The sequence below is a fragment of the Niallia nealsonii genome (assembly GCF_002835805.1).
Lineage (GTDB): Bacteria > Bacillota > Bacilli > Bacillales > Cytobacillaceae > Niallia > Niallia nealsonii.
In genome coordinates this window covers 83849-110531 of the sequence record NZ_PISE01000043.1, presented here as the reverse complement: position 1 = coordinate 110531, position 26683 = coordinate 83849, and the positions used below count along the sequence as shown (strand labels likewise).

Sequence of the window (26683 nt, the reverse complement as noted above, 5' to 3'; positions counted from 1 at the left end):
CTCAGATCTTGGAAGCCGCTTGAATTATTTGTCTAACTTTTTTGGGTCAGATCAAAATTCAACAGTTTTTTTGTTCTCGATCGCTAGACATCTAAAAAATAGCTAATATATATAATTCCCTGTCAAAAAAAGCAAAAAGAATACCACCTATAAAGGATAAAGCAGAAAACCTTTGCTTTTGCCTGCTAACATAAGCTGCACTCCTTCAACGGCCAATGTCGTAAATGTCGTAAAAGCTCCTAAAAAACCAATGCCAAACAACATATAAACTGTGGATGCTGCATGTAAGCCCACTAAAAGGCCAAGCAAATTCACGATAATGGTCGGTACAGGAATAGAAATTGATAATGTTTTTTAATACATTAATAAGTACAAATCGAGAAATTCTTCCTAAAAAACCACCTATTGCAACAAAAGCGATAGATATCATCATACTTGCTGCTCTCCTATCCCTCTATTTTATATAGTTTATTTGCTGTATACATGCCGAACATGGCAACTAATAAACCAATTTCCATACTTAATGAAATATAAAGTACTGCTTTTATATACGCACCTTTTTGCAATAAATGGAGCGTATCACACTAAAGGTAGATAATGTCATAAAGGAACCAACCAAACCTGTTCCGAGCGCTGCACTTATCTCTTGCCGAATGTTCTTTTTCTTAAAAAATGGTAATAAAACCCAAAAAGAAAGAAGCAATTATGTTGATCGCAAAAGTTTGAACAGGATAGACAGAATAAATTGGAATAACGCTGACTAAAAACCTTGCTAAACTCCCTAAAATTCTACCTATTCCAACATAAAGATAAATCATTTGCTCTTTCTCCTCTTCATTCATGTCACTGCTTTGTAGTGTTTTATGAATAAAAAGATGCATTTTTGCATACAGAAAAGGGAGGAAACACCTAGTTTCCTCCCTCTCTCTACATTATGCTTCTTTAAAATAATCTTTATAAAAACCGCCAACTTTTCCAGAATTATCAATAATGAAGTAAAACTCTTCTGTTTCGTTTTTAACTTCATATGTTTTTCCAACAGTCAGCACTCTATTAACAATATATTTATTTGCATCTGTATGTACACATGCCACTGTTTTTACTGTTTGTTTTTGTTCCCAAGTTTGATGTATCAATTTTTTCGCCCCTTTCCTCATTATTACTACAATAGTATAAAGGGAATGGATGCAACCCGCAACCTACTTCTTTATTAAGAAACTAATTTCCTCTCCATGGCTAACGCAAGATGAAGTTTATTTTGTTCAAATGTAAACCATTTTCTTGTAATCATTTGTTGAAAAGTAACATAGCAAACACCATTAATCCAATCTAATCGTTTAAATTGCATATCTATATAATGATTATCTTCATAAGTGATTTCATACATATAATCTTCTGTTTGGATGTTCATCTTATGACCCTCTTTCTTTAGAAGATGTTCTAATATTATCTACCACTGTTTTGAAAAAATGAAACCTCTTGTCATAAAATCACGTTATATTAATATATCAATTATCGATTTCCCTTCCGAAATTACCGCTAGCTATTCCCTATCTTTTTTTCGTTCTCCCTCTACTAATGACCAATTTCCAAAAACAATTTCTTCTTTAAGCATTTCTGTTTGGACACAAACATAAACATATGCCTTTAAACAGCTTGTCTTAGTAAATGCATCTATTTCTACTCTCTCATATAAATTATTGTCGCCATCCGGAAAATAATCTTCAAATTCATCTAGTATGTCTAAATCCTTTTCAGGTACTTGATAGATTTCTCCATACACTTTGCTTTTTTGGTCAAGGACTAAAAATGGATAGCCGACAAATCCATCATATAATTTTCCATTTATCCAAGCATCCATTGATAAACAAAAATAATTTTCCATCATATAATGATTTTTTTCCTGTTTTTTTAATGAGCCATAAACAAATACATTCTGCATCTTCTACATCCTTTATGCATTGATTATTTTAATATAATAGTTTCGATTTCTTGGTCCATCAAATTCACAAAAATAAATTCCTTGCCATGTTCCTAAAAGCAATTTTCTTTCTGCAATTAGAATGGTTTGCGAAGATCCTACCGTGCTTGCTTTCATATGTGCTGCTGTATTTCCTTCCATATGGAAATCTTTCTCCATTTCCCATGGATGCACTTCATCAAAACGTCTCAGCATATCTTTAACCACATCTGGGTCAGCATTTTCATTGATCGTAATCCCGGCAGTCGTATGAGGGCAATAAACGATTGCCATCCCTTCTTCTACCCTTTCCTTTACGACTGCTTCTGCCACTTTATTAGTTATCTCGATAAACATATCATGACTTTTTGTGTTTAGCGATTCTTTGTAGATCATCTAAGTTTCTCCTCTCCTGTCATTCTGTTAGTATATTTCTTGCTTCACCAAAAAAAACCTCCCTTCTAAATAGATTCTTTACATATTTTACATTTTCTTTACGCCTTCCCTTTTAGCTTTTAATAGAGAAGAAAATAGAGTACGATGTAGTTGTTAGAAAATTCAATCCATTTTATTTAGGAGGGTAATAACGTGAAAATTATGAGCAATGAACAGTTGATTTTCTCTTATCGAGATGCGTTAAAGGCCGGAAATGAAAAGGAGTGGGTTTCTATTCTGAAAGATGAACTCGTCCGTCGTGGGATGAAAGTTGATAAATAGGGAGCCATGAGCAGACTCCACGTTTCTAAAAAACAACAAATTCGCTAGTAAAAAGCAAATATTCAGGCTGTTGCAGTTATGTCGTCAAAAATAAGAGGAGGCTAATCTTAGTTGAATTCACAACTTTAAGATAAGCCCCTTTTTTTATTTTTACGCTTCAAACAACAACGATTCTGGGTCTTCTAACAGTGCCTTGATTCTTGCGAGGAATGTTACTGCTTCTTTTCCATCGATAATGCGGTGGTCATACGATAATGCCAAATACATCATCGGACGATTTTCCATTGTTGTCTCATCGATTGCCACTGGACGAAGCTGAATTTTATGCATCCCTAAAATCCCGACTTGTGGACCATTTAAGATAGGTGTTGATAAAAGGGAACCAAATACCCCTCCATTTGTTATCGTAAATGTGCCTCCTTGTAAGTCACTTAATGCTAATTTATTATTTCTTGCTTTTACTGCAAATTCGCTAATGTCACTTTCAATTTCAGCAAAGTTTTTCCGGTCCGCATCTCTTAATACGGGAACAACAAGCCCGTCATCAGTAGATACAGCAATGCCGATATCATAGTATTTTTTCAAAATGATTTGGTCCCCTTGTATCTCGGCATTTAATAGTGGGGATTTTTTCAGACAAGCGACAACCGCTTTTGTAAAGAAGGACATAAAGCCAAGTTTGATATCATTTTCTTTTTGGAATTGATCTTTTCTGCGACTTCTTAATCTCATAATATTTGTCATATCCACTTCATTAAAAGTCGTCAGCATCGCTGTATTTTGCTGTACATCCAATAATCTCGAAGCGATGGTTTGTCTTCTTCTTGACATTCGAATTCTTTCGACTGGTTTTTCTTCTTTCACTTCGCTGACAATAGATGCTGTGCGTTGTTCTGGTTTTGGCGTTTGCACTTTTGGTTCTTCTTGTTGCTCATATGCGACAACATCATGTGCTCGAACTCTCCCAAGTGGATCAGTTGTTTGAATGCTGTTTAAATCAATGCCTTTTGTTCTGGCGATTTTTCTTGCAGCAGGTGAAGCAATCGGCTTTTGTTTATCTTGGGTGCTTGCTTTATGCGTTTCCGTTTGATGAATAGAAGCTTCTTTCACTTCTTGTTCTGGCTGTTTAACGGAAATAGATTTAGGCTCAGGTACTTCGTTAGGTGAGGCTTCCCCATTGTCTGAAACAATTGCAATCGTTTCTCCAACAAGCACGGTATCCCCTTCTTGTGCTTTTAATTCTTGGACAATTCCACTTTCTTCTGCAATAATTTCGACATTTACTTTATCTGTTTCTAGTTCAACAATATATTCCCCTTTTTCTACATACTCTCCAGTTTTTTTCAACCATTGTGCGACAGTTCCTTCAGTAATAGATTCAGCAAGTTCTGGTACTTTAATTTCAGCCATTTTAAAATCCCCCTCTACGCGTTCCAAGATAATGCTTCTTTAATAATTCTTGATTGGTCTTTACGATGTACATTCGGATCTCCCTCTGCTGGAGAGGATCTTCTTCTTCTGCCAATATACAATAGAGATGCTGCATCAGGTAATATTTTTTTGATTCTCGGTTCCATAAAGCTCCAAGCACCCATATTCATCGGCTCTTCTTGCACCCATACAACTTCTTCTAGATTGCTGTAGCGAAAGAGAATCTCTTTTAACTTATTCTCCGGAAATGGATAAATTTCCTCTACTCTTACAATATGCAATGCATCTTGATTTTCGACATCTTTTAGCCCTGTATGAAGATCAATCGCCATTTTTCCTGTTGCAAGGATAATTCGTTTCACTTTGTCTTTATTTTCGCCAAGACCGTTTTCCTCTAGCACCGATTGGAAAGATCCTTCGCTTAGTTCTAAACCAGTTGAGGCTACTTCTTGGTTTCTAAGCAAGCTTTTTGGCGTCATAATAATTAATGGCCTTACTTCCTCTTTATTTAAAATAGCTGCCTGACGTCTTAATATATGAAAATATTGAGCAGCAGATGATAGATTTGCAACTGTCCAGTTATTTTCAGCAGCAAGTATTAAAAATCTTTCCAGCCTTCCACTAGAATGTTCTGGTCCTTGCCCTTCATATCCATGTGGAAGCAGCATAACAAGCCCTGACTTTTGTCCCCATTTTGCTCTTCCCGCTGCAATAAACTGATCAAAAATAACTTGGGCAGCATTGGCAAAATCTCCAAATTGAGCTTCCCATAACACCAATGTTTCTGGCGCAAACACATTGTATCCATACTCAAAACCAAGTACACTACCTTCAGACAGTGGACTATTATGTACTGCAAAAGATGCTTTCGCACTCGAAAGCCGATGCAGTGGTGAATAGGCTTCTCCTGTAGCATAATCATGAAGCATAATATTTCTTTGAGCGAATGTCCCACGCTCTGAATCCTGTCCAGATAAGCGAATTGGTGTACCGTCCTGAAGAATACTCGCAAACGCTAATGTTTCGGCATGGCCCCAATCAATTTTTCCGCTTCCTGAAAAAGCATCTTGTCTTCTTTGCAGAATTTTTGAAAGCTTTTCAAATACTTGGAATCTTTCTGGCACTTCTAGCAGAGCTTGATTCATTTCTTTTAGCTCTTCAAATGAAACGCCTGTTTTTATATTTGGCAGCTCTCTCTCCACAGAGTTAGGGGGACTTGTAATAATTGGCTCTTCTTTTTTCTTTGGCACCAATTCATGTGCTGCTTTTAATCTGGCAAGGACAGCTTCTTTGATTTCCTTTACTTCTTCCTCTGTCACTAATCCTTCTTTTACTAATTTCCCCCCATAATATGATGTAATAGTTGGATGACTTTGGATCATTTTGTATAAAACTGGATTTGTTGTAAGTGGTTCATCCATTTCATTATGGCCAAATCTTCTATATCCGACTAAATCAATTAAAAAGTCTTTATGGAATGTTGCCCGGTACTCTGCTGCAAGCAACGCCGCTTTATAGCATGCTTCAGGATCATCTGCATTCACATGGATAATAGGAATTTCAAACCCTTTTGCCAAATCGCTGGCATAGCGAGTGGAACGGGAATCCTCTGACTCTGTTGTAAAGCCAATTGTATTATTTGCGATAATATGAATGGTTCCGCCAGTTCTGTATCCTTTTAAGCCTGTTAAATTTAATGTTTCTGCAACAATTCCTTGTCCTGGGAATGCTGCATCTCCATGGATTAAAATCGCCTGAGCTGTCTCTAAGTTCTCAAGGGGGAATCCAGCACTTGTTCTAGTATCTTGTGATGCCCGTGTAAACCCTTCGACAACAGAACCAACAAATTCTAAATGACTAGGATTATTGGCAAGAGATAGCCTTACTTTTTGAGTGCTCGTCTTTTTAATTTGTCTATCCGATCCTAGATGATATTTCACATCACCTGTCCAGCCAAAGCTAATGCCAATAGAGCCTTCTGACGGCACAAGTTTTTTATTTGGAGCATGCTGAAACTCAGAAAAAATCGTTTCATATGGTTTTTCCAGCACATGGGCCAACACATTTAATCTACCTCTATGAGCCATGCCAATATTAATGCTTGTTGCACCATTTATGACAGATTGAGATATAATTTCATCTAATAGAGGAACCATTGCTTCTAATCCTTCAATGGAAAATCGCTTTTGTCCCACATATGTTTTATGTAAAAAATGTTCAAATTCTTCTACTTCTATCAGCCTGTTCAATAGTTTTCTCTTTAATTCGATGCGGCATTCTGGCTGAAGGCTCCCTGATTCTACTTTTTGCTGAAGCCAATTTTTTTCTTTTATATCATTGACATGATAAAATTCAAAAGCAATTGTTTTCATATAAATTCTTTTTAAATATTTAATAGCTTCATAGCCGTTTTTGATATGTTTTGGAACATCTGGACAAATTAACGCTGCAGGAATATTTTCTAAATCTGCTTTTGTTAATTGAAACCGTGATAAATCAAAAAGATCTTCTTCTCGTTTATGGTCTTTTAACGGATAGATATCTGCTGCTAAATGTCCATATCCTCTTATTTTGTTTACTAGTGTGACAGCAGCAATAATTTTTTCAACTTGCACTTGATTAATAGGAATGTTTGACTTAGAGGGCTCCTCTTGTGAATCCAAGGGTGATCCCCAATGTTCAAAATGGTTTCTCATTTCTTCATCGACTGAGTTTGGATCTTCTAAATACTGCTCATATAACTCCATTGCAAGCCCAAGGTTTGGTCCGTAAAATTTTGGTTGGCATGCAGCAACACCATCATATGGTTTTCCCATAACAAAAACCTCCACCTAGTTAGATTCCCTTTTATATTCCCTAAATTATACTTTTTTACACTATCGATAGTAATACTAGTAAATAAAACGTTTACATTTATATTTTAACACGGTTATTTACCGACTACAAAAGTTTTACACTTAATAATGGTAAAAATATTGTTTTTTTTGGAAAAGATGAAAAAAAATTCTTCAACAAAGGATAAACCTCTCTAGAATACTATGCTTCTAATAGAAAATGAATGAACATAAATAGGAAATAAAAAAAAATTTTTTTCCTGCTTCTGTTCATCCTTTGTAAATATAGCCAGCACTTCCTCAATTGTTAACCATAATTGTCGCAAACTCGTTTTTAAAAGAGAAAACTCTATTTCCAACCCCGAATCTTATTTCAGCCTAGATAATAGTATATTTTTTATCACTAAACCGTTGATTTACCTGATAGCACGATAAAAATCAGAATCAGCATATCTCTTAATCGTTTTTATTAATTCTAAAGCTATTATAGTAGTAGACATCATAACCTGAGAAGAAAAAAGAAGAAGCCAAATTTTCGGCTTCTTTAATAGTAAGTATTCCTTTCTAAAACAATAACATCCTTGATTTACTATTTAAACTGGAAACTTTACCATTACCTTTGTCCCGATTCCTTCCTTACTTTTAATGCTAATTTCCCCTTTATATAAGTCGACTAGTTTTTTTGCAATAGAAAGCCCAAGTCCTGTTCCACCTTGTTCTCTTGTTCTTGCTTTATCCACACGATAAAAGCGGTAAAACACATTTTGGAGATCTTCTTTTGGAATGCCTATGCCTTTGTCTTCAATCTGCAAAATAAACTGGCCGGCTGTGTGGGCTGTTGCAATAGATATTTCTTTTTTTATGCTAGAATATTTAATCGCATTATCAATTAAAATGTTAAGAATTTGCTGAAAATGTTCTTCCGTTATGCCATAAAGTTTTGTAGATTGAATATTTTGCTCAAAATGAAATTCTTTATGAAGCATATGAAAATCTCTAATTGTATGCTGAATTATTTCGTTCACTTTTTCAGGAGAAACAGGATTTCCATTTCTATACTGATCCAACTTTGTTAAGTTTAGTAGAGAAAGTACTAGTTTTTTCAATTTGGCTGTTTCTTCTACTGACGCTTGCAGCGATTCTTCTAATATGTCGGGATTTCTTTTTCCCCAACGATTTAGTAATGATAGATGTCCTTCTAAAATCGAAATCGGTGTTCTTAATTCATGGGAGGCATCTTCAACAAATTGTTTTTGCTGCTGAAAAGACTGCTCAATTACATCCATCATTTCATTAAATATCGTTGACAGCTCCGCAATTTCATCTTTATTGTTATAAACTGGCATTCTTTCTTTAAAACCAGCACTTTTTATTTTATTCATTGTATTTGCAAGCATTTTTATTGGCTTTAATGCTTGCCAGGACAAAATATAACCGATTGCAACACTAATAAGAATCGTCATAACAGCAAATAAAATCATCGCAAAAGCTAAATGCTTCATTAATTGATGATAAGAATCCAATTGCCGAATAATTTCGACTTTTCCAGAAAAACCACTGCTTTTAAACGTTTGACTATAAACTAATGATTGATGATTTCCTACAGTTAAATAGCTTATTTCCTTGTTTTCCAGCAATTCATTCGGTTCCAAAACGGGAAAATCCCCATTCAAATGGGAGACAATCACTTTTCCTTTTTGATCGGAAATTCGAATCAACTGGTTATCTGTATTGATTTTTTTAATAAAAGGCAAACTTGCTTGAATATTCTCTTCCGTAATCGAATTTGAATTGCCTTCTAAACTTTGCAAAACTTCCTTCATCGTTTGTTTGACCGCCGTTTCCTCCTGTTTTAAGAGCCAGGTGGAAACAGTATGATATTCAAAAAAAGTAAATATCGAAAAAGTGAAAAAAATGCTGGCAGCAAGCCATACTGCCAATTTCCATTTCCACGGCAAAAGAGTTAGTTTTTTCCAAATTCTCATCTCATCACATATCCTATTCCACGCACTGTTTCAATATATACGTCACTTCCAGAAGGATCTAATTTATTGCGCAAATATCTTACATATACATCAATCACATTTGTTTCTACTTCTGATTCATAGCCCCAAATTTTATTAAGCAAAACATCTCTTGTCAACACAATATTTATATTGCTCATAAACATACTTAATAAGTCGTACTCCCGTTTCGTTAGCCCAAGAATTTCTTCTCCCTTTTTTACGATGTGGGATTCTACTTCCAATATTAAATCTTTGTAGGTAAGAACTGTCATTTTTTGCGAGCCAGGCGTCTCAATAGCATCTAATCTTCTAAACAATGCCCGAAGCCTTGCCAAAAGCTCCTCAATTGCAAATGGTTTTATTAAATAGTCATCTGCACCGCTGTCTAATCCTGACACCCGGTCCAACACACTGTCTCTTGCTGTAATCATTAAAACAGGTGTATTTTTGACTTGGCGAATTCTACGGCATACTTCCATTCCATTTAATTCAGGCAGCATAAGATCAAGCAAAATAACATCCCAATTTTCTGTCAACGCTTTATTCAAACCACTTCTGCCGTCTGAACAAACTTCTGTTGCATACCCTTCATAAGTTAATTCTAATTCTATAAATCTGGCTAAGTTTTTTTCATCTTCAATAATTAAGATCTTTTTCATAATCACACTCACCAATTAAATTTTACATAAAAATTAGATGGCTTATTAAAACCATCTAATTTTAAAAAAAACGAAAAACAACTGCTTACGCTTTTTTATTAAAGTATGCATCTATTATAGCATGTGTAAACTCCACAAGTTGAAAACCTAATAAAGAAACTGCTGTAATGGAAAAAAAACTAATAATGGCATATCGTAAAAAAATCATCATACTGTTAACATCTCCCTTTGTTTATTTTTTTAAAAATGTCTCCCTATTACGTACCCCTTTAAAAATATATTGGAGATGACTAAACTACCTTCATTATCACAGTAGAGGTAGTGCTAATAGTAAAAATAAATTATCTTGCTTATATGTAAGGTACACCTGCAAGGAGAAAGTTAGATGAAAAAAATATTAAATTTTGATGAGAAACAAAAAAAACGGATAAAATAATAAAAATCCACCAATCATAAAAAAGAGTTATATACCTTTTATGATCGGTGTCTTTAAATAGATAGGAGGAATAAAATGAATATAGGCAGAGCAATAGAAATTATGCAGGCAGGAGATATAATTGATGTAAGTTATCAAGGAGAAAGTGTTATTATTCAAACCGTTGATGAAAAAGAAAAAACAGCAAGAATTTATACAAAAACAAATCCTGATAAAGAAATCGATGTAGAAGTATACCATCTAATTGAAGAACAATAAGGTTAGAGCCATTTAACTTCCTTTATTTACTTCACACTATTAATAAACAATTAGCAAAAGCCGAAATTTTGCATAAAGGTTGCTGTTTCGGCAGATTTACTAAACTTCTCAAGGTTCTTCTACCTAGGCACTAAAGATAATCGACGAACCTGCAGTATTAGTAATTTCCCCACCGTTCTCCTCTCCATTTTTATCATTGATTATGTAAAATAATGATAAAAATGTCATTTAACTAAAAAAACATATTGCTATTCTTCTAAATATATAGTAAATTTAGATAAAATTACATAAATGATTTCTTATCCAGAGAGGTTGAGGGAATGGCCCGAAGACACCTCAGCAACCTTCAGTTAGCCTAAACTGAAAAGGTGCTAAGTCCATCAAGTGATTAACTTGAGAGATAAGGAGAATGACCTATACAACAGCCAGTCTTCTTCTTACTTTTAAGAAGAAGATTTTTTTATGCAAATTGTTAAACATCCATTAATTAACATGTTTCATATGTCTTTTCCTTTCTAATAGGAATTATTATTGTAATTACCATTATCAAAAAAAAATAATAACAGCATAAGAAATATCGAAGGAGTGTTTTTATATGTATGGTTTAGAAACAAGATTGGCACAAATTGGAAACAGAAGCGAAAATGCAACGGGAACAGTAAATACTCCTGTCTATTTTTCAACAGCATATCGACATACAGGAATTGGCGAATCAACAGGATATGATTATACTCGCACTGGAAATCCGACAAGAGAAGTGCTGGAAAAAGCAATTGCTGATTTAGAAGAAGGAGATCGCGGATATGCTTGCAGTTCGGGAATGGCAGCGATCCAAACTATCCTTTCCCTTTTTCAATCAGGCGATGAGTGGATTATTTCCAAAGATTTATATGGAGGGACTTATCGACTTCTAGAACAAGGCTTTAAAAAGTGGGGCCTTCGATGTCACTATGTCAACACATCTAATATAGAAGAAATTGCTGAAAAAATTAATAAAAATACAAAAGCTATCTTCCTTGAAACACCAACAAACCCATTAATGGAAGTAACAGATATTGAAGCAGTTAGCAAAGTAGCAAAAGCAAACGATATATTGCTGATTGTTGACAATACTTTCTACACACCAATTATTCAACAGCCAATTACACTTGGAGCTGATATTGTCATCCACAGTGCTACAAAATATTTAGGTGGGCATAATGATGTTCTTGCAGGAGCAATTGTCGCAAAAGGTGAAGATCTTTGCAATGAACTTGCAATGCACCATAATGCAATAGGAGCTGTTCTTAGTCCTTTTGATTCTTGGCTATTAATGAGAGGCATGAAAACATTGGCATTAAGAATCGCAAAACATGAGGAAAATGCAAAAGCACTTGCATCTTATTTAGAAGAACATGAAAGTGTTATTGATGTTTTATATCCTGGCAGAGGCGGCATGATTTCTTTCCGTGTTTATGATGAATCATGGGTAAATCCGTTTTTGCAAAACTTAACTCTTATTTCTTTTGCCGAAAGCTTAGGAGGAGTAGAAAGTTTTATTACCTACCCTGCTACACAAACACATGCGGATATTCCAGAAGAGGTGCGCATTGAAACAGGTGTATGCAATCGATTATTACGCTTTTCAGTCGGAATTGAAAATGTAGAAGATTTAATTAAAGATTTGGATAAAGCTTTTGCGATTGCTAAGGGGGTAAGATCATGAGCGACCACTACACCTTTGAAACAAAACTTTTGCATAACAAACATAAATACGACCCAGCAACAGGTGCGGTTAGTGTGCCAATTCAACATGCATCCACCTACCATCAAGAAAATATCGACTCATTTGGAAAATATGATTACAGCAGAAGCTTAAACCCTACAAGAGAAGCAGTGGAGGAAGTGATTGCAGAACTCGAAGACGGAACAAAAGGATTCGCTTTTGCATCAGGAATGGCGGCGATTTCTACTGCCTTCCTTCTTCTTTCCCAAGGAGATCATGTTGTTATTACGGAAGATGTTTATGGTGGTACATACCGGATGGTAACTACGGTGTTAAATCGATTTGGAATTGAACATACATTTGTTGATATGACAGATTTGGAAGCAGTAGAAAAAGCCATTCAGCCAAATACAAAAGTATTATATGTGGAAACACCATCAAATCCTACTTTAAAAGTAACAGATATTCAAGCAGTTAGTGCCTTAGCAAAAAAACATCATGCATGGACGTTTGTCGACAATACCTTTTTAACACCTGCTTTGCAAAAGCCCCTTAATTTAGGTGCAGATATTGTCTTGCATAGTGCCACAAAGTTTCTATCAGGACATAGTGATGTTGTTGCAGGTCTTGCAGTTGTCAAGGATGCTGAATTGGCAGAACAATTAGGATATTTGCAAAACTCATTTGGTGCTGTTCTTGGAGTGCAAGATTGCTGGCTTTTACTTCGAGGCATAAAAACACTTCATGTTCGCATGAAACATTCTAGCGGGTCAGCTTTTACAATCGCAAACTATTTAAATAATCATCCGCAAATAAAAAAAGTTTATTATCCAGGATTTGAGGATCATCCTCAATATAAGATTCAAAAAGAACAAGCATCATCACCTGGTGCTGTATTCTCCTTTGAGCTGCATACTGAAGAAGCAATGCGCACATTCGTTTCTAATGTAGAGCTGCCTGTATTTGCGGTTAGTTTAGGCGCTGTGGAATCCATTCTTTCTTATCCTGCTAAAATGTCCCATGCTGCAATGGGTCCTATTGCGAGACAAGAACGAGGAATAACAGACGCTCTCCTTCGTTTATCAGTCGGTTTAGAAAATCCCGAAGACTTGATTAAAGATTTTGATCAAGCGCTAAAAAAAACAGCTGAACTGCAAATCATTTAAAACTTGAGGTGTCCACATGTCCTTTTTAACAAAAATGAAAAACCAAATATTAATAGCCGATGGAGCAATGGGCACCCTGCTCTACTCCTACGGCAAGGATAGCTGTTTAGAAGAGCTAAACCTTTCACACAGCAGCCAAATTGAAAAAATTCACCGTGCCTATATTGAAGCCGGCGCCGATTTAATTCAAACAAATACGTATGCTGCAAACTATTTAAAATTGCAAAGATATGGATTAGAAGATTCAGTAAAAGAAATAAATAGCGCGGCTGTCCGCATCGCCAAACAAGCAGCAAAAAATAGCAACGCCCATATTTTAGGGACAATCGGTGGTAACAGAGGAATTAAACCACAAGCAATTACCTTAGAAGAAATAAAAAGAAGCTTCCGTGAACAGCTCTACTGCCTCCTTTTAGAAGGTGTAGACGGAATTCTTTTAGAAACATTTTATGATCTTGAGGAATTAAAGACCGTACTTTCCATTGCCAAAAAAGAAACAAATATCCCGATTATTGCCCAAGTTTCTGCACATGAAATCGGTTATTTGCAAAACCGTATTCCTATTATAGAAGCATTCAAAGAACTAGAACAAATAGGCGCTGATGTAGTTGGACTAAACTGCCGACTTGGTCCACATCATATGATTGCCTCCTTAAAAGAGGTGCCATTACTTAAAAATGCTTACTTATCTGCCTATCCTAATGCAAGCTTGCCAAGCTATAATGATGGTGTTTTTGAATATAAAGATAATGCAGAATACTTTAGGCAATCAGCAGTTGAATTCCGCAACCAAGGTGTTCGCCTTTTAGGTGGATGCTGTGGAACAACACCAGAACATATTAAAAACTTTGCTGAAAGCTTAAAAGACTGTGAACCTATAACAGAAAAAACAATTGCTGCAAAACAGGCAGACAGTATAACTATTGCAAAAAAACAAAGAAGAGACAAAGAGCCTTTAGAGAATATTGTAAAGGAAAGACCATCTGTCATTGTAGAACTCGATCCGCCAAGAAAACTAGATACAAAACGTTTTTTTGAAGGAGCACAAAAATTAAAAGAAGCTGGAATCGATGCTATTACTCTTGCAGATAACAGCCTTGCTTCTCCTAGAATATGCAACTCTGCTCTTGGTTCGATGACAAAAAATCAAATTGGCATTCGTCCACTAATTCATATTGCTTGCCGTGATCGCAATATGATCGGTTTGCAATCCCACTTAATGGGGCTTCATACTTTAGGATTAAACGATATACTAGCCATTACAGGCGATCCTGCAAGAGTTGGCGATTTTCCAGGAGCCTCCTCTGTTTATGATATGACAAGCTTAGATTTAATATCAATGATTAAGCAATTAAATGAGGGCTTATCTCTTTCTGGAAAAGATTTAGGGGAAAAAACTAATTTTTCCGTTGCAGCTGCTTTTAATCCAAATGTTCGCCAAGTGGATAAAGCAGTAAAAAGACTAGAAAAGAAAATCGAAGCAGGCGCCGATTATTTTATTACACAGCCTGTTTATTCCGAAGAAAAAATCATAGAATTATATGAAGCAACAAAACATATTAAAACGCCGATTTATATTGGACTGATGCCTTTGACTAGCAGCAATAATGCAGAGTTTCTTCATAATGAAGTTCCTGGCATCAAAATTGCTGATTCGATTCGCAATACAATGGCACAGTATAAAGATAACCCTGTGCAAGCAGCGAGAGAAGGTATTAAGATTACCAAATCTCTTATTGATGTTGCTTCCCAATATTTTAATGGAATCTATCTAATCACACCATTTTTGCGATATGAACTCTCGGTTGAACTTGCATTATATACGCATGAAATAACTGGCCCTTTAAGGAGGATTACTACATGAATCAAACAGCAACATTAAAGGATGAACTAAAAAATCGAATTCTCATCATGGATGGCGCAATGGGAACGATGCTGCAGCAGGAAAATCTTACAGCAGATGATTTTGGCGGAGAAGATTTGGAAGGCTGTAATGAGAATTTAAACTTCACTCGCCCTGATGTTATTTCAAAAATCCATGAAGCTTATCTTGAAGCTGGCGCAGATATTATTGAGACAAACACGTTTGGTTCAACAAGCATTGTTTTAGATGAATACAATCTTGCGCATGTTGCATATGAAAATAATATTACTGCTGCAAAATTGGCGAAAGCAGCTGCAGAAAAATTTTCAACGACTGATTGGCCAAGATATGTAGCTGGAGCAATGGGTCCAACAACAAAAACATTAAGTGTAACAGGCGGTACAACATTCGATGAACTTATTTCTTCCTATGAGGAACAAACACGTGGTTTAATTGATGGCGGCGTTGATCTTCTACTGTTGGAAACAAGCCAAGATATGCTGAATGTAAAAGCAGGATTTATTGGCATCCAACAAGCTTTTGAAAAAACTGGCATTGAACTGCCATTAATGATTTCTGGCACAATCGAACCAATGGGCACCACTTTAGCGGGTCAATCTATTGAGGCATTTTATATCTCTATTGAGCATATGAACCCAATTGCTATCGGTCTAAACTGTGCAACAGGACCGGAGTTTATGCAAGACCATATCCGCTCCCTTTCTAATTTGTCTCAATTTGCAGTCAGCTGTTATCCAAATGCAGGTTTGCCAGATGAAGAAGGTCAATATCATGAAACTCCCCTTTCACTTGCAGAAAAGCTTGCTGGATTTGCAAGTGAAGGCTGGCTGAATGTTGTCGGCGGCTGCTGTGGGACAACGCCTGAGCATATTAAAGCAATTGCGGATAAAATGAAGGATCTTCAGCCCAGACAAGCAAAAAATCATAATACCCATATGGTATCAGGGATTGAACCATTTATTTATGATGATCCAACACTCCGCCCTATTATGGTCGGCGAAAGAACAAATGTTATTGGCTCCCGCAAATTTAAACGATTAATTAGTGAAGGCAAATATGAAGAAGCATCAGAAGTCGCCAGAGCACAAGTAAAAGGCGGAGCACATGTTATCGATATTTGTTTAGCAGACCCTGATCGGGACGAAATAGAAGATATGCAAAAATTTATGGAAGAGGTTGGCAAAAAAATCAAAGTGCCTCTTGTAATCGACTCAACGGATGAAAAAGTAATTGAAAAAGCTCTTTCTTACTCTCAAGGTAAAGTAATTATCAATAGCATTAACTTAGAAGATGGCGAAGAAAGATTTGAGGCTATTCTTCCAATCGTCCATAAATACGGAGCAGCTGTTGTTGTTGGAACAATTGATGAAAAAGGAATGGGAGTTACTGCTGAGAAGAAACTTGAAATTGCCAAAAGATCCTATGAACTATTAACGAAAAAATACAAGCTAAATGGACAAGATATTATTTTTGATCCACTTGTCTTCCCTGTTGGAACAGGCGATGAACAATATATCGGCTCTGCAAAAGCTACTGTCGACGGCATTAGACTAATTAAAGAAGCATGTCCAGATGTGCAAACCATTTTAGGGATAAGCAATGTTTCCTTCGGTCTGCCTCCTGTTGGCCGCGAAGTGCTTAATAGTGTGTTCTTATATCACTGTACACAAGCTGGATTAGATTATGCGATAGTCAATACCGAAAAGTTAGAGCGATTTGCTTCCATCTCCAAAGAGGAAGTAGCATTAGCTGAAAAATTATTGTTTGATACAACTGATGAATCACTTGCTACATTTACAAACTTCTACCGTGGCAAGAAAAAAGAACAAAAAAGCACATTGCCTGATATGACATTGGATGAAAGATTAGCCTATTATGTCGTGGAAGGAACAAAAGAAGGCTTGCATAAAGATTTAGATCAAGCATTAATCAACTATAGCGCTCCACTTGATATTATTAATGGACCATTAATGGATGGCATGAAAGAAGTCGGCCGCCTATTTAATGACAATCAGCTGATTGTTGCAGAAGTTTTGCAAAGTGCAGAAGTAATGAAAGCAGCCGTTTCCCATCTAGAACCACATATGGAAAAAAATGAAACAAGTGCAACAAAAGGGAAAATTATTTTGGCAACCGTTAAAGGTGATGTCCATGATATCGGCAAAAACTTAGTAGATATTATTTTAAGCAATAATGGCTTTAAAGTAATTGATTTAGGCATTAAAGTGCCTCCTTCTGAACTTGTTGCAGCCGTTAAAAAGGAAAAGCCTGATATGGTCGGCCTTTCCGGTCTTTTGGTAAAATCCGCACAACAGATGGTATTAACAGCATCGGATATGAAACAAGCTGGAATTGATATCCCTATTTTAGTTGGCGGTGCCGCCCTTTCAAGGAAATTCACCGACACAAAAATTTCCCAAGAATATGATGGCTTAGTGCTTTATGCAAAAGATGCGATGAATGGTCTTTCCATTGCAAATCAGCTGTCAAATCCTTTGGAAATAACACAACTTAAAAAGGAACAAGAAGAAAAAAGAGCAAAACTTGCAGCCTCTGCTGCAAATGTGGCAGTTAAACCTGCCAAAGCTCCAGTAAAAATAACCAAAACGGTTAATCAAAATGTCCCTGTTTTTGTGCCACAAGATACAAAACGACATATACTAACGAACTACTCTATTTCACATATTAAACCATATGTAAATAAACAAATGCTGTTAGGGCATCATTTAGGCGTAAAAGGAAAAATCGAAAACCTACTTGCGGCAAATGATGAAAAAACAGTAAAAATTAATGAAATAGTCGAAAATCTGATTGTTGAATCAGAAAAAAATAGCTGGATTAAACCACAAGGCGTTTATCAGTTTTTCCCTGCACAATCAGATGGCAATAAAGTGCTCATTTATCATCCGGAAAACAAACAAGAAGTTATTCAAGTCTTTGATTTCCCAAGACAAGACAAAGCGCCTTTTTTATGTCTTGCCGATTATGTAAAATCTGTCGACAGCGGCATCATGGATTATGTAGCGTTTTTTGCAGTAACGTCTGGAAATGGCATCAGAGAAGCTTCAGAATCTTTAAAAAAAGCTGGGAAATTTTTAGAATCCCATGCCCTTCAATCACTTGCGCTTGAGATGGCAGAAGGATTTGCAGAATTGATTCATCGCCAAATAAGAGATCGCTGGGGTTTCCCTGATCCAATTGATTTTACAATGAAAGACCGCTTTACGGCAAAATATCAAGGTCAGCGATATTCTTTCGGCTATCCTGCTTGTCCTGAATTGGAAGATCAAAAAAAATTATTTGAATTAATTGCTCCAGCAAATATCGGCATTAACTTAACAGAAGAATGCATGATGGAGCCAGAAGCATCTGTATCGGCCATGATTTTTGCCCATCCTGATGCAAGATATTTTAATGTATTAACAAGTTCCCTATAATGATAAAGGAACAAATTCTCCAGCCAAAATAGGAGAATTTGTTCCTTTTTTTATGCTTATGCTGGGAGGTATAATAAAGTGGAACTAATCTAGCTTCTACGGGCTAGTTTCTCCCCATCTAAATTTCTCGTCTTCTCTTATCATCCCTTAAGCGAGGATTAAAAGCCCATTACTGCGTGATAAAAAAGCGATTAGAAAAGGTAATAATATAAACTTAAACTGTTTGTTTTCACAAAAGATTTAAGCAATTATAATCAAAGCCACCATAAATCCTATGAATCAATTTAAACAAAGTCATATTAAAAGCTAAATAGAATCTTTAAAATAAATCTTTGCTGCACTTCCTTTTTTACATATGCCAAACAAAATCGAATATGTATTTAAAACTTCGTCCATCTATAAACAAATGGGAATCATTACTCGATTAAGCTTTATCAAAAAGGAATTCACTATCAATCTTAAAGGTAAAAGCATGTTACATACAACGTTAGAGATATGATTTTGTGGAAAAATAATTCTAGAAATACTAGGTACTAGGCGATTAATCTTCCATTGTCGATAAATCACCTGTTGGAAGTCCAAGTTCCCATGCTTTTAGCACCCGTCGCATAATTTTGCCGCTTCTTGTTTTCGGCAATTTTGCAATAAACTCAATTTCTCTCGGTGCAGCATGTGCAGCGAGACCATTTTTTACAAACTGGCGTATTTCTTCTTTTAATTGATCTGACTCTTGATAACCATCTCTAAGGGCAACAAATGCTTTAATAATTTCTCCTCTAATCGCATCTGGCTTCCCGATAACTCCCGCTTCTGCAACAGCTGGAAATTCAATAAGCTTATTTTCTACTTCAAATGGCCCTACTCGCTCTCCAGCCGTCATAATAACATCATCTACTCGACCTTGGAACCAGAAATATCCATCTTCATCCATATAAGCAGAGTCTCCAGAAACATACCATTCATTTAGAAGAAAATAACTCTCATATTTTTTTTGATTATTCCAAATCGTATTCATCATAGATGGCCAGCCTTTTTTTATCGCTAAATTCCCCATCTGATTTGGCGGCAGAACATTTCCCGTATCATCAACAATTGCAGCCTCTACCCCTGGAATTGGTTTTCCCATCGAACCAGGTTTTATTTCCATGGATGGATAATTGCAAATAAGCTGTGCTCCAGTTTCTGTCATCCACCATGTATCATGAATACGATGACCAAACACCTCATATCCCCAGCGAATTACTTCTGGATTTAATGGCTCCCCCACACTTAAGATATGGCGCAAGGAAGATAAACTATATTTGTCGACTACTTCTTCGCCTGCACTCATTAACATTCTAAAAGAAGTCGGCGCACTATACCAAACCGTCACCCCAAAAGTCTCAATTGTTTTATACCATGCATCAGGACTAAAACGCCCACCCACTACAATATTAGTAGCTCCAATCAGCCATGGACCAAAAATCCCATAAGAAGTTCCTGTCACCCAGCCTGGATCTGCGGTGCACCAATAAATGTCATCTTCTTGTAAATCAAGCACCCATTTAGCAGTCTGATAATGCTGAACCATCGCATGATGAACATGAAGAACACCTTTGGGTTTGCCCGTAGAACCAGATGTATAGTGAAGAATTAACCCATCGTTTCTTTCCACCCATTCCACTTCTAACTCATTGGAAGCTGTTTGAAAATACTTTAGAAAATCAACAAATTTGCCTTCCTCTTTAATATCTTCGCCAACAAGAAAAATCGTCTCCAATGCTTCCAATTCATCAATTGGAACACGGTCGACCAATTCTGGTGTTGTAATCAACACTTTTGCAGCACTGTCTTGCAGTCTATCCTTTACAGCATCTTCCATAAACGCCTCAAATAATGGACCAATAATCGCTCCTAATTTAATGGCGCCAAGAAGAGCAAAATATAATTCTGGTGAGCGTGGCATAAAAATAAATACCCGGTCTCCTTTTTGGACAGCACCTTTTTCCTTTAAAACATTCCCCGCTTTATTTGTTTGTTTTTTCATATCATTAAATGTATATTTCTCATTTCTAGTTTGACTTAAATAGTAGAGGGCAACTTTATGTTTTCGTGAACTTTCAGCGTGGCGGTCAATTACTTCATATGCTGCATTTATTTTTCCTGTTTGATGCCAAGAAAAATTCTCTTCCGCTTCTTTCCAATTGAAATGTTGGTACATTTCTTCATAGTTTTTCAGGTTATAATTCCCTTTAACAGGTGGAAACGCTTCCATATTCATTAATACATCCCCCTCATTTCAATATTTTTACATGTTTTATTATAAAATAAAAACACTATATACACAATAATAATGGTTACATTATCCATTTATTCTTTTTTTCTGCAAAAAACAAAAAAACAAAAAAGCTATCAAATTTTTTTAATAGCTCCTTTTATTTATTAATGAGGGAAAAAGGACATCATTGGAATAAAATCTTCTATTTTTTTGTTGATTTTTTTCCATTCTTTCGCTTTTAAACTGCAGCCCATCAATCGATATTCTTTATTTGTTGTTTTTAAAACAATTGTCCACGTATGTTCCCCTTGATCGAGGCTTTTTTCCCAGTCCCATATTTTTAGGCGATACAATTCTTTTTTTAAAGCTAAATAATCAAATTCTGCAGCCATTTGAGGAATATCCATCTTCTGCTGATTTTTTAACAGATGCCACTCCTGCATAAAATAGTTTTCGAGTATAAAATCAATCGTTAATTTGTACCAACTGCTCCTATATTCCTCAAATTCTATTGAAATACTATTAATTTCTTTTTCAGGAAGAATGGAAACAATATTGTCTTCTAGTTGAAATAAATCCTTTTTTCTAATGATTGCTGATTTAATCGAGGACAACTGGACAGGTTTATCCTCTTCTAAGGAACTATTTTTTATTTCATCATAGATGGAATAAATAGTTGCTGGTCCCCTTCTTTCCAATACATCCAGTATCTTTTCATACATGCTGCCCATTCTATAAGCCTCCGTACTTTATTTACTTCATTCACTTTATTTCCACCTTTTTCTATTCCCTATTAGTATAGCAAATTCTCCCTATTCTCAATAGAAAAATAATCGCAAAAAAGCGATTAGACTACTAAAAGTCAAATCACGTCCCTCATTCTATCAAAAAATTTAATAGGCTAGTCCTTTTAAATCCGATAAAGCGAAACTAAAATCAGACTTTTTACAGACAGTTATCCTACCTGAATTTTTTATTTCCTCTCCTAATCTTCGAGGAGGGGTGCTTGCTGCCCGTTAACGCGGGACAAATTTTGATAAATGATTTTGCTCATTTCTTGGTATCCAGCTGCATTTAAATGAATTCCATCATCACTAATAAACTGAGTCAAATCTCCACTTTTTTTGAGATTTGTTCGCACATCAATAAAGGGAACATTAAGCTGCTCTATTAATTTATGAAGCTGTCGATTATAAATTCCATGCCAATGCTCAATGCCTCCGCATCTTGAAATCCAATGACTCACTGCATGTCCATATTTACTTGCAATAAATTCATAATAGCGAACAGGGTCTAATGGCGGTAAAGTTAAAATAATGGGAGTAATATTATATTTTTTTACTTGATTGATAATATTTTTGATATTATTTACATAATCCGCAACTGGAACAATTGGTTCATGCACCTCTTCAGGAAATTTAGCAACCTCGTCCCACTTAAAGTTGCAGTCATTTCCGCCGATATTTATCAACACATAGTTTGGATTCTCTAAGATGACATCCTTTTCGAGTCGATTTATCAGTAACCCAGAATTGTCATTAAATACCCCTTTATTTACTACAATTGTTTCTTCTTCATTAATATTAAAAAAACTTTGCAAAAAGGTTGGATAATTATCTTTTATAATACGGACTCTTCCCTTTAAATAGGAAACGCCTCTTGTTAAACTGTCCCCAAAGCAAACAATTTTCATCACTTTCCCCACCTGTTTTTGCTATTTTTTAGAATCGACATGTTTTAGTATATGTCGATTTTTGCAAAATGTTTATCCTAATTTGATTATAACAGGTTTTGTTGTCGACAAAAAATGCATTGCTTTTTTCAAAAGAAAAATTCGTGACAATTTTCTCTTCCGAATTACTAAAAAGCCAGCTAATTAATTTCTCGAAAGCCGATTTTTTCATATACTCTTTTGGCTCTCTCGTTTCCTTTCGCTACAACTAAATGCAATTCTTTATATCCTTTTTTAGAAAGAGTTTGCATGCTCTGGGCAAGAACTTGTGTAAATAGTCCTTTATTTGTGTGCTCTGGCAAGGTTACCCCATAAATTAATAATGGAATCCCTTTAAATAAAGTGACAAACGCACCTGATAATATCTGATTTCCATCTTTGTAAATATAGGAGCTGTCAAATAAAAAAGGACCATATAGCCCCTTTAGCAATGCTTTTGCTTCTAACTGATAGTTTTTTAACGTATGTCCATAGTCATGTGTTGTGCTCTTATAGCCGTTATAAAACAGCTGGCTGACTGCAAACCTGTCGTCTGGATGGACAGTTTCTATATTAGAATGAATCCCTTTATTAGCAACTTTGGCTGGAAACAGCTTCACCTTCATTTCTGTTTTATCGCCCATAAAAATAGCTACTCCTTCTTTTCTGCTGCTTCCCCCCATTTAGTTGCCCAAGCAGCAATAGAGTTAATCACCATTTCTAATTCTTTTCCTTTGTCTGTTAATAAATATTCAATTCTTACTGGAACTTCTGGGAAAACTTTTCGGTCTACAACCCCTAGTTCCTCCAACTCTTTTAATCTTTCAGAAAGCAGTCGACCACTTATTGGCAGTGAATTTTCAATATCTGAAAATCTTTTTTTGCCAGATAATAATTGAGTCACAATTAATCCTATCCATCTTTTCCCCAATAAATTCATTGCAAACTCGAATTTAGGGCATAAATCAGAAGCAGACTTTTCTTTTTTTACTTTTGCTTCTTTCACAAAATCACCTCAAACGCATTATTTCCCAACAATTAATATGTGATGATTATATATAATTTAAAAAGCAATAGCAATAAAAACAGTAAAATAGTGTTTTTCCCATCTATCTTCACTAAATTTCCAGATGATCAGATCCATGCAAAAAAGCAGCTGGGAAATAATATTCCCAACTGCTTTTTTATACTCCATTTAGTCTAGAAATCAAAATTATCTGGATCTGGACCAACACGTTCATTTTTATTTAGTGCATTAATTTTTTCCATCTCATCAACACTTAATTCAAACTCAAAGATAGAGGCATTTTCAATAATTCGGCTTTCTTTAATTGATTTAGGAATAGTAACCACTTCACTTTGAATATCCCAGCGAAGAATAATTTGAGCAACAGACTTTTGATGTGCCGCAGCAATTTCTTTCAGTACTTTGTTATCCAATAATTGACCTTGTGCTAATGGAGACCATGCTTCCACGACAATATTTTTTTCTTTGCAATAGTTTCTAATCTCTACTTGGCTTAAAAGTGGATGAAGTTCAATTTGGTTCACCATTGGAACAACTTCGGCATCCTCCAGTAAATCTTCTAAATGATGGACATGGAAATTGCTAACTCCAATTGCTTTTACTTTTCCATCTTTATAAAGCTTTTCTAGTGCCTTCCATGTTTCTTTGTATTTCCCTTTAACAGGCCAATGGATTAAATATAGATCAATATAATCTAATCCTAGTTTTTGCAAGCTTGTTTCAAAAGCAGCTAAAGTAGAATCATAACCTTGGTCTGCATTCCAGACTTTTGTTGTAATAAAAAGATTCTCCCTAGGTGCTCCAGACTCTTTAATAGCCTGTCCAACTCCTTCTTCATTGCCATAAACAGCTGCTGTATCAATGGAAATATAGCTGTTTTTTATAGCTGCTTTTACAGAATCGATTACTTCCTGCCCTTCTTCCACTTTAAATACCCCAATACCAAACCAAGGCATTTTGACGCCATTATGTAATGTAACAGTTGATTGTAAATTCATCTATTATCCCTCCAGTTCTACTAGTATTTTCTCATATTGTTTTCTTTTGGAAAAGTATTTTGCTTTGCGAATTAATTTACTGATAAATAAAGTAAAACTCATAATCAGTAAAGGCTTTTCACAACCAATGACAGAGGAGCCTAAAGCAAGCTAATATACAAAAAATCTGGCTCTTTTTAAAAAGAACCAGACTACCAAAAATTTCATTTTTATTTATTAAATTCCTGTTTAAAGGGATTTTTCCACTCCATCAAAACAGCGTAATTTAAAGAATCTTCATCTTCCAAATAATTATCCAATATACAAACAGGAGTTCTTCCGCATTTTAGCAAAAAAGAAATAACCGGATCTTTTAATTCTCCTGCAAGCACTTTTTGCAGATAGCTTTGTGGTGTTTCTTTACCGTCATACTGTTTATATCCAGGCATCCTGCCCCCGCCTAATAGCCGCGATAGCTTTTTTTCGATAACAAGATGATACATGCTTTCCATCATTATTTTGCCAAGACCAAATGTACGAAATTTTGGACGAACACTAATATCGACAATATATAATGCATTGCCATGATCAGTATGATTTTTTATATAACCATTATCAGTTATCTCTTCCCATGTATGCTGACTGTTTAGCGGATCATAGTTTATGCATAAACTTGTTAACGATCCTGCAAGTTCCCCATCTATTTCCACACAAAGAGCACCTTCGGGAAATAAAGTTATATGATTGGATAACTGCTCTTTATTCCACCATAGCTCAGATGGAAATGGCGGAGGAAAACATTCCGACTGAATCGTAACCAACTCGTCAAAATCTTTTTCTGTATAATTACGCACAATACATACTGCTGGTTTTTGTTCCTTGTATAAATAAAATGTGGAATGATACATCAGTATTTATCCTTCCACAGTAGAATTCCAGTCAGGATAAATATCTGTTCGTCTGTCTCTCCATGTTGTGACAGACCCTCTTTCTCTTACCTCATATAAAAGAGATAAATCCAGGTCTGCTGTAATAAGCATATCATCATTTAATTCCCCTTCTGCCATCAGACCTTTTGGCGGAAATGGAATATCATTTGGCGTAATAACAGCTGCCTGACCAAAATTAGCCCGCATAAAATCAACATTTGTCAACGAACCAACTGTTCCTGTAACAACCACATATACTTGATTTTCAATAGCGCGAGCATGACAAGTATAGCGAACACGATGAAAACCGTGACGATCGTCTGTACAAGAAGGACAAAAGATGACATCTGCTCCTTGTGCTTTTGCCATGCGGACAATTTCAGGAAATTCGATATCATAACAAGTTAAAATGGCTATTTTTCCTTTATCTGTATCAAAAATACGGAATGATTCTCCTTTATCCATGTTCCATTCCTGTACTTCTGTAGGAGTTATATGAAGTTTTGCCTGCTCTTCCACCCTGCCATCAGGATAAAAAAGATGGGCCACATTATATAATTTATCTTCCTTGCGAATAACATGAGTTCCGCCGATTATATGCATACCAGTTTGAACAGCAAATGTCCTGAACAGATCTCGATATTGTTCCGTAAATCCAGGCAGTTCATTTATTGTTAACGGATTTTGTCCATCGCCCATTGATAATAATTGTGTCGTAAAAAACTCCGGAAATAATACAAATTCTGCTCCATATTCTTCCGCATTGCGAATATAGTGTTCACATTGTTTGGAAAATTCTTCAAAGGACTTAATATTTTGCAGTTTATACTGCACGGCAGAAACTCTTATTTTCATTTTCCATCTCCCTTTAGCAAATCATTTTTAGTTAAGATAAATTCTTTAAGCTATTATGAAACATTTTTTCTATTATTTCAATAGGTATTTCCAGTTTTTTGGCGAATAATATATAAGAAAATTGTTCTCTTTTTTTATTTTATTCATATATTACAATGCAATGAACGCTTAAAAACAGAACAAAGTGGTATAAAAGAATATTCATTTTATTTTATCGAAAGGCGGAATAGAAAATGATTTTTTTATATGGTCTGTTATGTTTATTGGCAATAGAAGAATTGACGGTGCTCATTGTAAAAAGGATCATAAATGGCCCTGCCCACCTTGAAATTGGGATAAAAAAACATTGGATCATTTATCGAAATAAATGGAAAAACAGGGAAAATACTGCATGATTTCCCTTACCAAATATTCTATTCGAATAGAAAAAGAA

At 35.5% G+C, this 26683-nt stretch carries 26 protein-coding genes and 1 riboswitch; of the genes, 7 read left to right on the top strand and 19 right to left on the bottom strand.

All coding sequences use genetic code 11. The annotated features are described in order from the left end of the window. Nucleotides 1–147: 147 nt before the first annotated feature. The 6 genes from CWS01_RS22515 to CWS01_RS17675 all read right to left on the bottom strand — a co-directional run bounded on the left by CWS01_RS22515 (nucleotide 148) and on the right by CWS01_RS17675 (nucleotide 2356). A complete protein-coding gene (locus CWS01_RS22515) occupies nucleotides 148–321 on the bottom strand; it encodes a CrcB family protein (RefSeq protein WP_328588930.1) in 174 nt (57 codons plus the stop codon). Nucleotides 322–665: 344 nt separating this feature from the next. Then, complete coding sequence (locus tag CWS01_RS17695) at nucleotides 666–818, bottom strand: CrcB family protein (RefSeq protein ID WP_157827698.1); 153 nt, start codon at nucleotides 816–818, stop codon at nucleotides 666–668. A gap of 114 nt (nucleotides 819–932) precedes the next feature. Next, nucleotides 933–1136, bottom strand: a complete 204-nt coding sequence (locus tag CWS01_RS17690; protein WP_101178495.1) for a DUF6501 family protein — start codon at nucleotides 1134–1136, stop codon at nucleotides 933–935. Nucleotides 1137–1210: 74 nt separating this feature from the next. Then, nucleotides 1211–1411 carry a hypothetical protein gene (locus CWS01_RS17685; RefSeq protein WP_101178494.1) on the bottom strand — a complete coding sequence of 67 codons (201 nt, stop codon included), beginning with the start codon at nucleotides 1409–1411 and terminating at the stop codon, nucleotides 1211–1213. Nucleotides 1412–1543: 132 nt separating this feature from the next. Then, nucleotides 1544–1942: a gamma-glutamylcyclotransferase family protein gene (locus tag CWS01_RS17680; RefSeq protein ID WP_101178493.1), complete on the bottom strand. Its 399-nt coding sequence runs from the start codon at nucleotides 1940–1942 to the stop codon at nucleotides 1544–1546. 12 nt (nucleotides 1943–1954) lie between these two features. Then, entirely contained in the window at nucleotides 1955–2356 is a 402-nt protein-coding gene (locus tag CWS01_RS17675; protein WP_101178492.1) for a secondary thiamine-phosphate synthase enzyme YjbQ, read from the bottom strand. 201 nt (nucleotides 2357–2557) lie between these two features. On the opposite strand from CWS01_RS17675, the gene sda reads away from it, so the two are divergent. Continuing rightward, complete coding sequence (gene sda, locus CWS01_RS17670) at nucleotides 2558–2677, top strand: sporulation histidine kinase inhibitor Sda (protein ID WP_309296626.1); 120 nt, start codon at nucleotides 2558–2560, stop codon at nucleotides 2675–2677. A gap of 150 nt (nucleotides 2678–2827) precedes the next feature. On the opposite strand, the gene odhB is transcribed toward sda, so the two are convergent. From odhB to CWS01_RS23235, 5 genes are all read right to left on the bottom strand, one after another. Further along, the gene (gene odhB, locus CWS01_RS17665) at nucleotides 2828–4087 is read right to left on the bottom strand and encodes a 2-oxoglutarate dehydrogenase complex dihydrolipoyllysine-residue succinyltransferase (RefSeq protein ID WP_101178490.1); all 1260 of its coding nucleotides are present in this window, start codon (nucleotides 4085–4087) and stop codon (nucleotides 2828–2830) included. Between the two features lie 14 nt (nucleotides 4088–4101). Beyond that, entirely contained in the window at nucleotides 4102–6924 is a 2823-nt protein-coding gene (locus CWS01_RS17660; protein ID WP_101178489.1) for a 2-oxoglutarate dehydrogenase E1 component, read from the bottom strand. A gap of 611 nt (nucleotides 6925–7535) precedes the next feature. Next, nucleotides 7536–8927 (bottom strand): HAMP domain-containing sensor histidine kinase, encoded by a 1392-nt coding sequence (locus CWS01_RS17655; protein WP_101178488.1) that lies wholly within the window; start codon nucleotides 8925–8927, stop codon nucleotides 7536–7538. Next, nucleotides 8924–9607 carry a response regulator transcription factor gene (locus CWS01_RS17650; RefSeq protein WP_101178487.1) on the bottom strand — a complete coding sequence of 228 codons (684 nt, stop codon included), beginning with the start codon at nucleotides 9605–9607 and terminating at the stop codon, nucleotides 8924–8926. Before CWS01_RS17650 ends, CWS01_RS17655 begins: the two co-directional genes overlap by 4 nt. A gap of 85 nt (nucleotides 9608–9692) precedes the next feature. Next, nucleotides 9693–9818: a hypothetical protein gene (locus tag CWS01_RS23235; protein WP_268877086.1), complete on the bottom strand. Its 126-nt coding sequence runs from the start codon at nucleotides 9816–9818 to the stop codon at nucleotides 9693–9695. Nucleotides 9819–10118: 300 nt separating this feature from the next. On the opposite strand from CWS01_RS23235, the gene CWS01_RS17645 reads away from it, so the two are divergent. The 5 genes from CWS01_RS17645 (at nucleotide 10119) to metH (ending at nucleotide 18494) form a co-directional block, all read left to right on the top strand. Then, nucleotides 10119–10301 carry an H-type small acid-soluble spore protein gene (locus CWS01_RS17645; RefSeq protein WP_101178486.1) on the top strand — a complete coding sequence of 61 codons (183 nt, stop codon included), beginning with the start codon at nucleotides 10119–10121 and terminating at the stop codon, nucleotides 10299–10301. A gap of 296 nt (nucleotides 10302–10597) precedes the next feature. Then, a riboswitch (SAM riboswitch) is annotated at nucleotides 10598–10708 on the top strand. Between the two features lie 188 nt (nucleotides 10709–10896). Continuing rightward, nucleotides 10897–12006, top strand: a complete 1110-nt coding sequence (locus CWS01_RS17640; RefSeq protein ID WP_101178485.1) for a methionine biosynthesis PLP-dependent protein — start codon at nucleotides 10897–10899, stop codon at nucleotides 12004–12006. After that, a complete protein-coding gene (gene metC / locus CWS01_RS17635) occupies nucleotides 12003–13172 on the top strand; it encodes a cystathionine beta-lyase (RefSeq protein ID WP_101178484.1) in 1170 nt (389 codons plus the stop codon). Before CWS01_RS17640 ends, metC begins: the two co-directional genes overlap by 4 nt. Nucleotides 13173–13188: 16 nt before the next feature. Then, nucleotides 13189–15036, top strand: a complete 1848-nt coding sequence (locus CWS01_RS17630) for a bifunctional homocysteine S-methyltransferase/methylenetetrahydrofolate reductase (RefSeq protein ID WP_101178483.1) — start codon at nucleotides 13189–13191, stop codon at nucleotides 15034–15036. Next, on the top strand, nucleotides 15033–18494 hold the full coding sequence (metH, locus tag CWS01_RS17625) for a methionine synthase (RefSeq protein WP_101178482.1): 3462 nt from the start codon (nucleotides 15033–15035) through the stop codon (nucleotides 18492–18494). The genes CWS01_RS17630 and metH overlap by 4 nt, the downstream gene beginning before the upstream one ends. Before the next feature lie 541 nt (nucleotides 18495–19035). Here metH and acsA read toward each other — a convergent pair. From acsA to CWS01_RS17585, 8 genes are all read right to left on the bottom strand, one after another. Then, nucleotides 19036–20754: an acetate--CoA ligase gene (gene acsA, locus CWS01_RS17620; RefSeq protein ID WP_101178481.1), complete on the bottom strand. Its 1719-nt coding sequence runs from the start codon at nucleotides 20752–20754 to the stop codon at nucleotides 19036–19038. Nucleotides 20755–20915: 161 nt separating this feature from the next. Next, nucleotides 20916–21482, bottom strand: coding sequence for a hypothetical protein (locus CWS01_RS17615; protein WP_101178480.1), 567 nt, complete (start codon nucleotides 21480–21482; stop codon nucleotides 20916–20918). A 254-nt stretch (nucleotides 21483–21736) separates the two neighbouring features. Continuing rightward, nucleotides 21737–22444 (bottom strand): SGNH/GDSL hydrolase family protein, encoded by a 708-nt coding sequence (locus CWS01_RS17610; RefSeq protein WP_101178479.1) that lies wholly within the window; start codon nucleotides 22442–22444, stop codon nucleotides 21737–21739. Nucleotides 22445–22623: 179 nt separating this feature from the next. Further along, on the bottom strand, nucleotides 22624–23106 hold the full coding sequence (locus tag CWS01_RS17605; protein WP_157827697.1) for a GNAT family N-acetyltransferase: 483 nt from the start codon (nucleotides 23104–23106) through the stop codon (nucleotides 22624–22626). Nucleotides 23107–23114: 8 nt separating this feature from the next. Further along, entirely contained in the window at nucleotides 23115–23402 is a 288-nt protein-coding gene (locus CWS01_RS17600) for a winged helix-turn-helix transcriptional regulator (RefSeq protein ID WP_101178507.1), read from the bottom strand. Nucleotides 23403–23662: 260 nt separating this feature from the next. Next, complete coding sequence (locus tag CWS01_RS17595; protein WP_101178477.1) at nucleotides 23663–24487, bottom strand: aldo/keto reductase; 825 nt, start codon at nucleotides 24485–24487, stop codon at nucleotides 23663–23665. Between the two features lie 209 nt (nucleotides 24488–24696). Beyond that, nucleotides 24697–25374 (bottom strand): GNAT family N-acetyltransferase, encoded by a 678-nt coding sequence (locus CWS01_RS17590; RefSeq protein WP_101178476.1) that lies wholly within the window; start codon nucleotides 25372–25374, stop codon nucleotides 24697–24699. Nucleotides 25375–25380: 6 nt separating this feature from the next. Then, nucleotides 25381–26250 carry a carbon-nitrogen hydrolase family protein gene (locus CWS01_RS17585; protein WP_101178475.1) on the bottom strand — a complete coding sequence of 290 codons (870 nt, stop codon included), beginning with the start codon at nucleotides 26248–26250 and terminating at the stop codon, nucleotides 25381–25383. 233 nt (nucleotides 26251–26483) lie between these two features. Between CWS01_RS17585 and CWS01_RS22510 the strand changes: the two genes are divergently transcribed. Further along, a complete protein-coding gene (locus CWS01_RS22510) occupies nucleotides 26484–26645 on the top strand; it encodes a hypothetical protein (protein ID WP_157827696.1) in 162 nt (53 codons plus the stop codon). Nucleotides 26646–26683: the final 38 nt, after the last annotated feature.

Bases quoted from the DNA above. Each gene is read 5' to 3' on its own strand.
- CWS01_RS17615 (WP_101178480.1), bottom strand. From the start codon at position 21,482: ATGGGCAGCATGTATGAAAAGATACTGGATGTATTGGAAAGAAGGGGA.
- CWS01_RS17675 (WP_101178492.1), bottom strand. From the start codon at position 2,356: ATGATCTACAAAGAATCGCTAAACACAAAAAGTCATGATATGTTTATC.
- CWS01_RS17655 (WP_101178488.1), bottom strand. From the start codon at position 8,927: ATGAGAATTTGGAAAAAACTAACTCTTTTGCCGTGGAAATGGAAATTG.
- CWS01_RS22510 (WP_157827696.1), top strand. From the start codon at position 26,484: ATGATTTTTTTATATGGTCTGTTATGTTTATTGGCAATAGAAGAATTG.
- CWS01_RS17640 (WP_101178485.1), top strand. From the start codon at position 10,897: ATGTATGGTTTAGAAACAAGATTGGCACAAATTGGAAACAGAAGCGAA.
- odhB (WP_101178490.1), bottom strand. From the start codon at position 4,087: ATGGCTGAAATTAAAGTACCAGAACTTGCTGAATCTATTACTGAAGGA.
- CWS01_RS23235 (WP_268877086.1), bottom strand. From the start codon at position 9,818: ATGATGATTTTTTTACGATATGCCATTATTAGTTTTTTTTCCATTACA.
- CWS01_RS17660 (WP_101178489.1), bottom strand. From the start codon at position 6,924: ATGGGAAAACCATATGATGGTGTTGCTGCATGCCAACCAAAATTTTAC.
- CWS01_RS17650 (WP_101178487.1), bottom strand. From the start codon at position 9,607: ATGAAAAAGATCTTAATTATTGAAGATGAAAAAAACTTAGCCAGATTT.
- metH (WP_101178482.1), top strand. From the start codon at position 15,033: ATGAATCAAACAGCAACATTAAAGGATGAACTAAAAAATCGAATTCTC.
- CWS01_RS17605 (WP_157827697.1), bottom strand. From the start codon at position 23,106: ATGGGCGATAAAACAGAAATGAAGGTGAAGCTGTTTCCAGCCAAAGTT.
- CWS01_RS17680 (WP_101178493.1), bottom strand. From the start codon at position 1,942: ATGCAGAATGTATTTGTTTATGGCTCATTAAAAAAACAGGAAAAAAAT.
- CWS01_RS17600 (WP_101178507.1), bottom strand. From the start codon at position 23,402: ATGAATTTATTGGGGAAAAGATGGATAGGATTAATTGTGACTCAATTA.
- CWS01_RS17630 (WP_101178483.1), top strand. From the start codon at position 13,189: ATGTCCTTTTTAACAAAAATGAAAAACCAAATATTAATAGCCGATGGA.
- acsA (WP_101178481.1), bottom strand. From the start codon at position 20,754: ATGAATATGGAAGCGTTTCCACCTGTTAAAGGGAATTATAACCTGAAA.
- CWS01_RS17685 (WP_101178494.1), bottom strand. From the start codon at position 1,411: ATGAACATCCAAACAGAAGATTATATGTATGAAATCACTTATGAAGAT.
- CWS01_RS17595 (WP_101178477.1), bottom strand. From the start codon at position 24,487: ATGAATTTACAATCAACTGTTACATTACATAATGGCGTCAAAATGCCT.
- metC (WP_101178484.1), top strand. From the start codon at position 12,003: ATGAGCGACCACTACACCTTTGAAACAAAACTTTTGCATAACAAACAT.
- CWS01_RS17645 (WP_101178486.1), top strand. From the start codon at position 10,119: ATGAATATAGGCAGAGCAATAGAAATTATGCAGGCAGGAGATATAATT.
- CWS01_RS17590 (WP_101178476.1), bottom strand. From the start codon at position 25,374: ATGTATCATTCCACATTTTATTTATACAAGGAACAAAAACCAGCAGTA.
- CWS01_RS17695 (WP_157827698.1), bottom strand. From the start codon at position 818: ATGATTTATCTTTATGTTGGAATAGGTAGAATTTTAGGGAGTTTAGCA.
- CWS01_RS17585 (WP_101178475.1), bottom strand. From the start codon at position 26,250: ATGAAAATAAGAGTTTCTGCCGTGCAGTATAAACTGCAAAATATTAAG.
- CWS01_RS17610 (WP_101178479.1), bottom strand. From the start codon at position 22,444: ATGAAAATTGTTTGCTTTGGGGACAGTTTAACAAGAGGCGTTTCCTAT.
- sda (WP_309296626.1), top strand. From the start codon at position 2,558: ATGAGCAATGAACAGTTGATTTTCTCTTATCGAGATGCGTTAAAGGCC.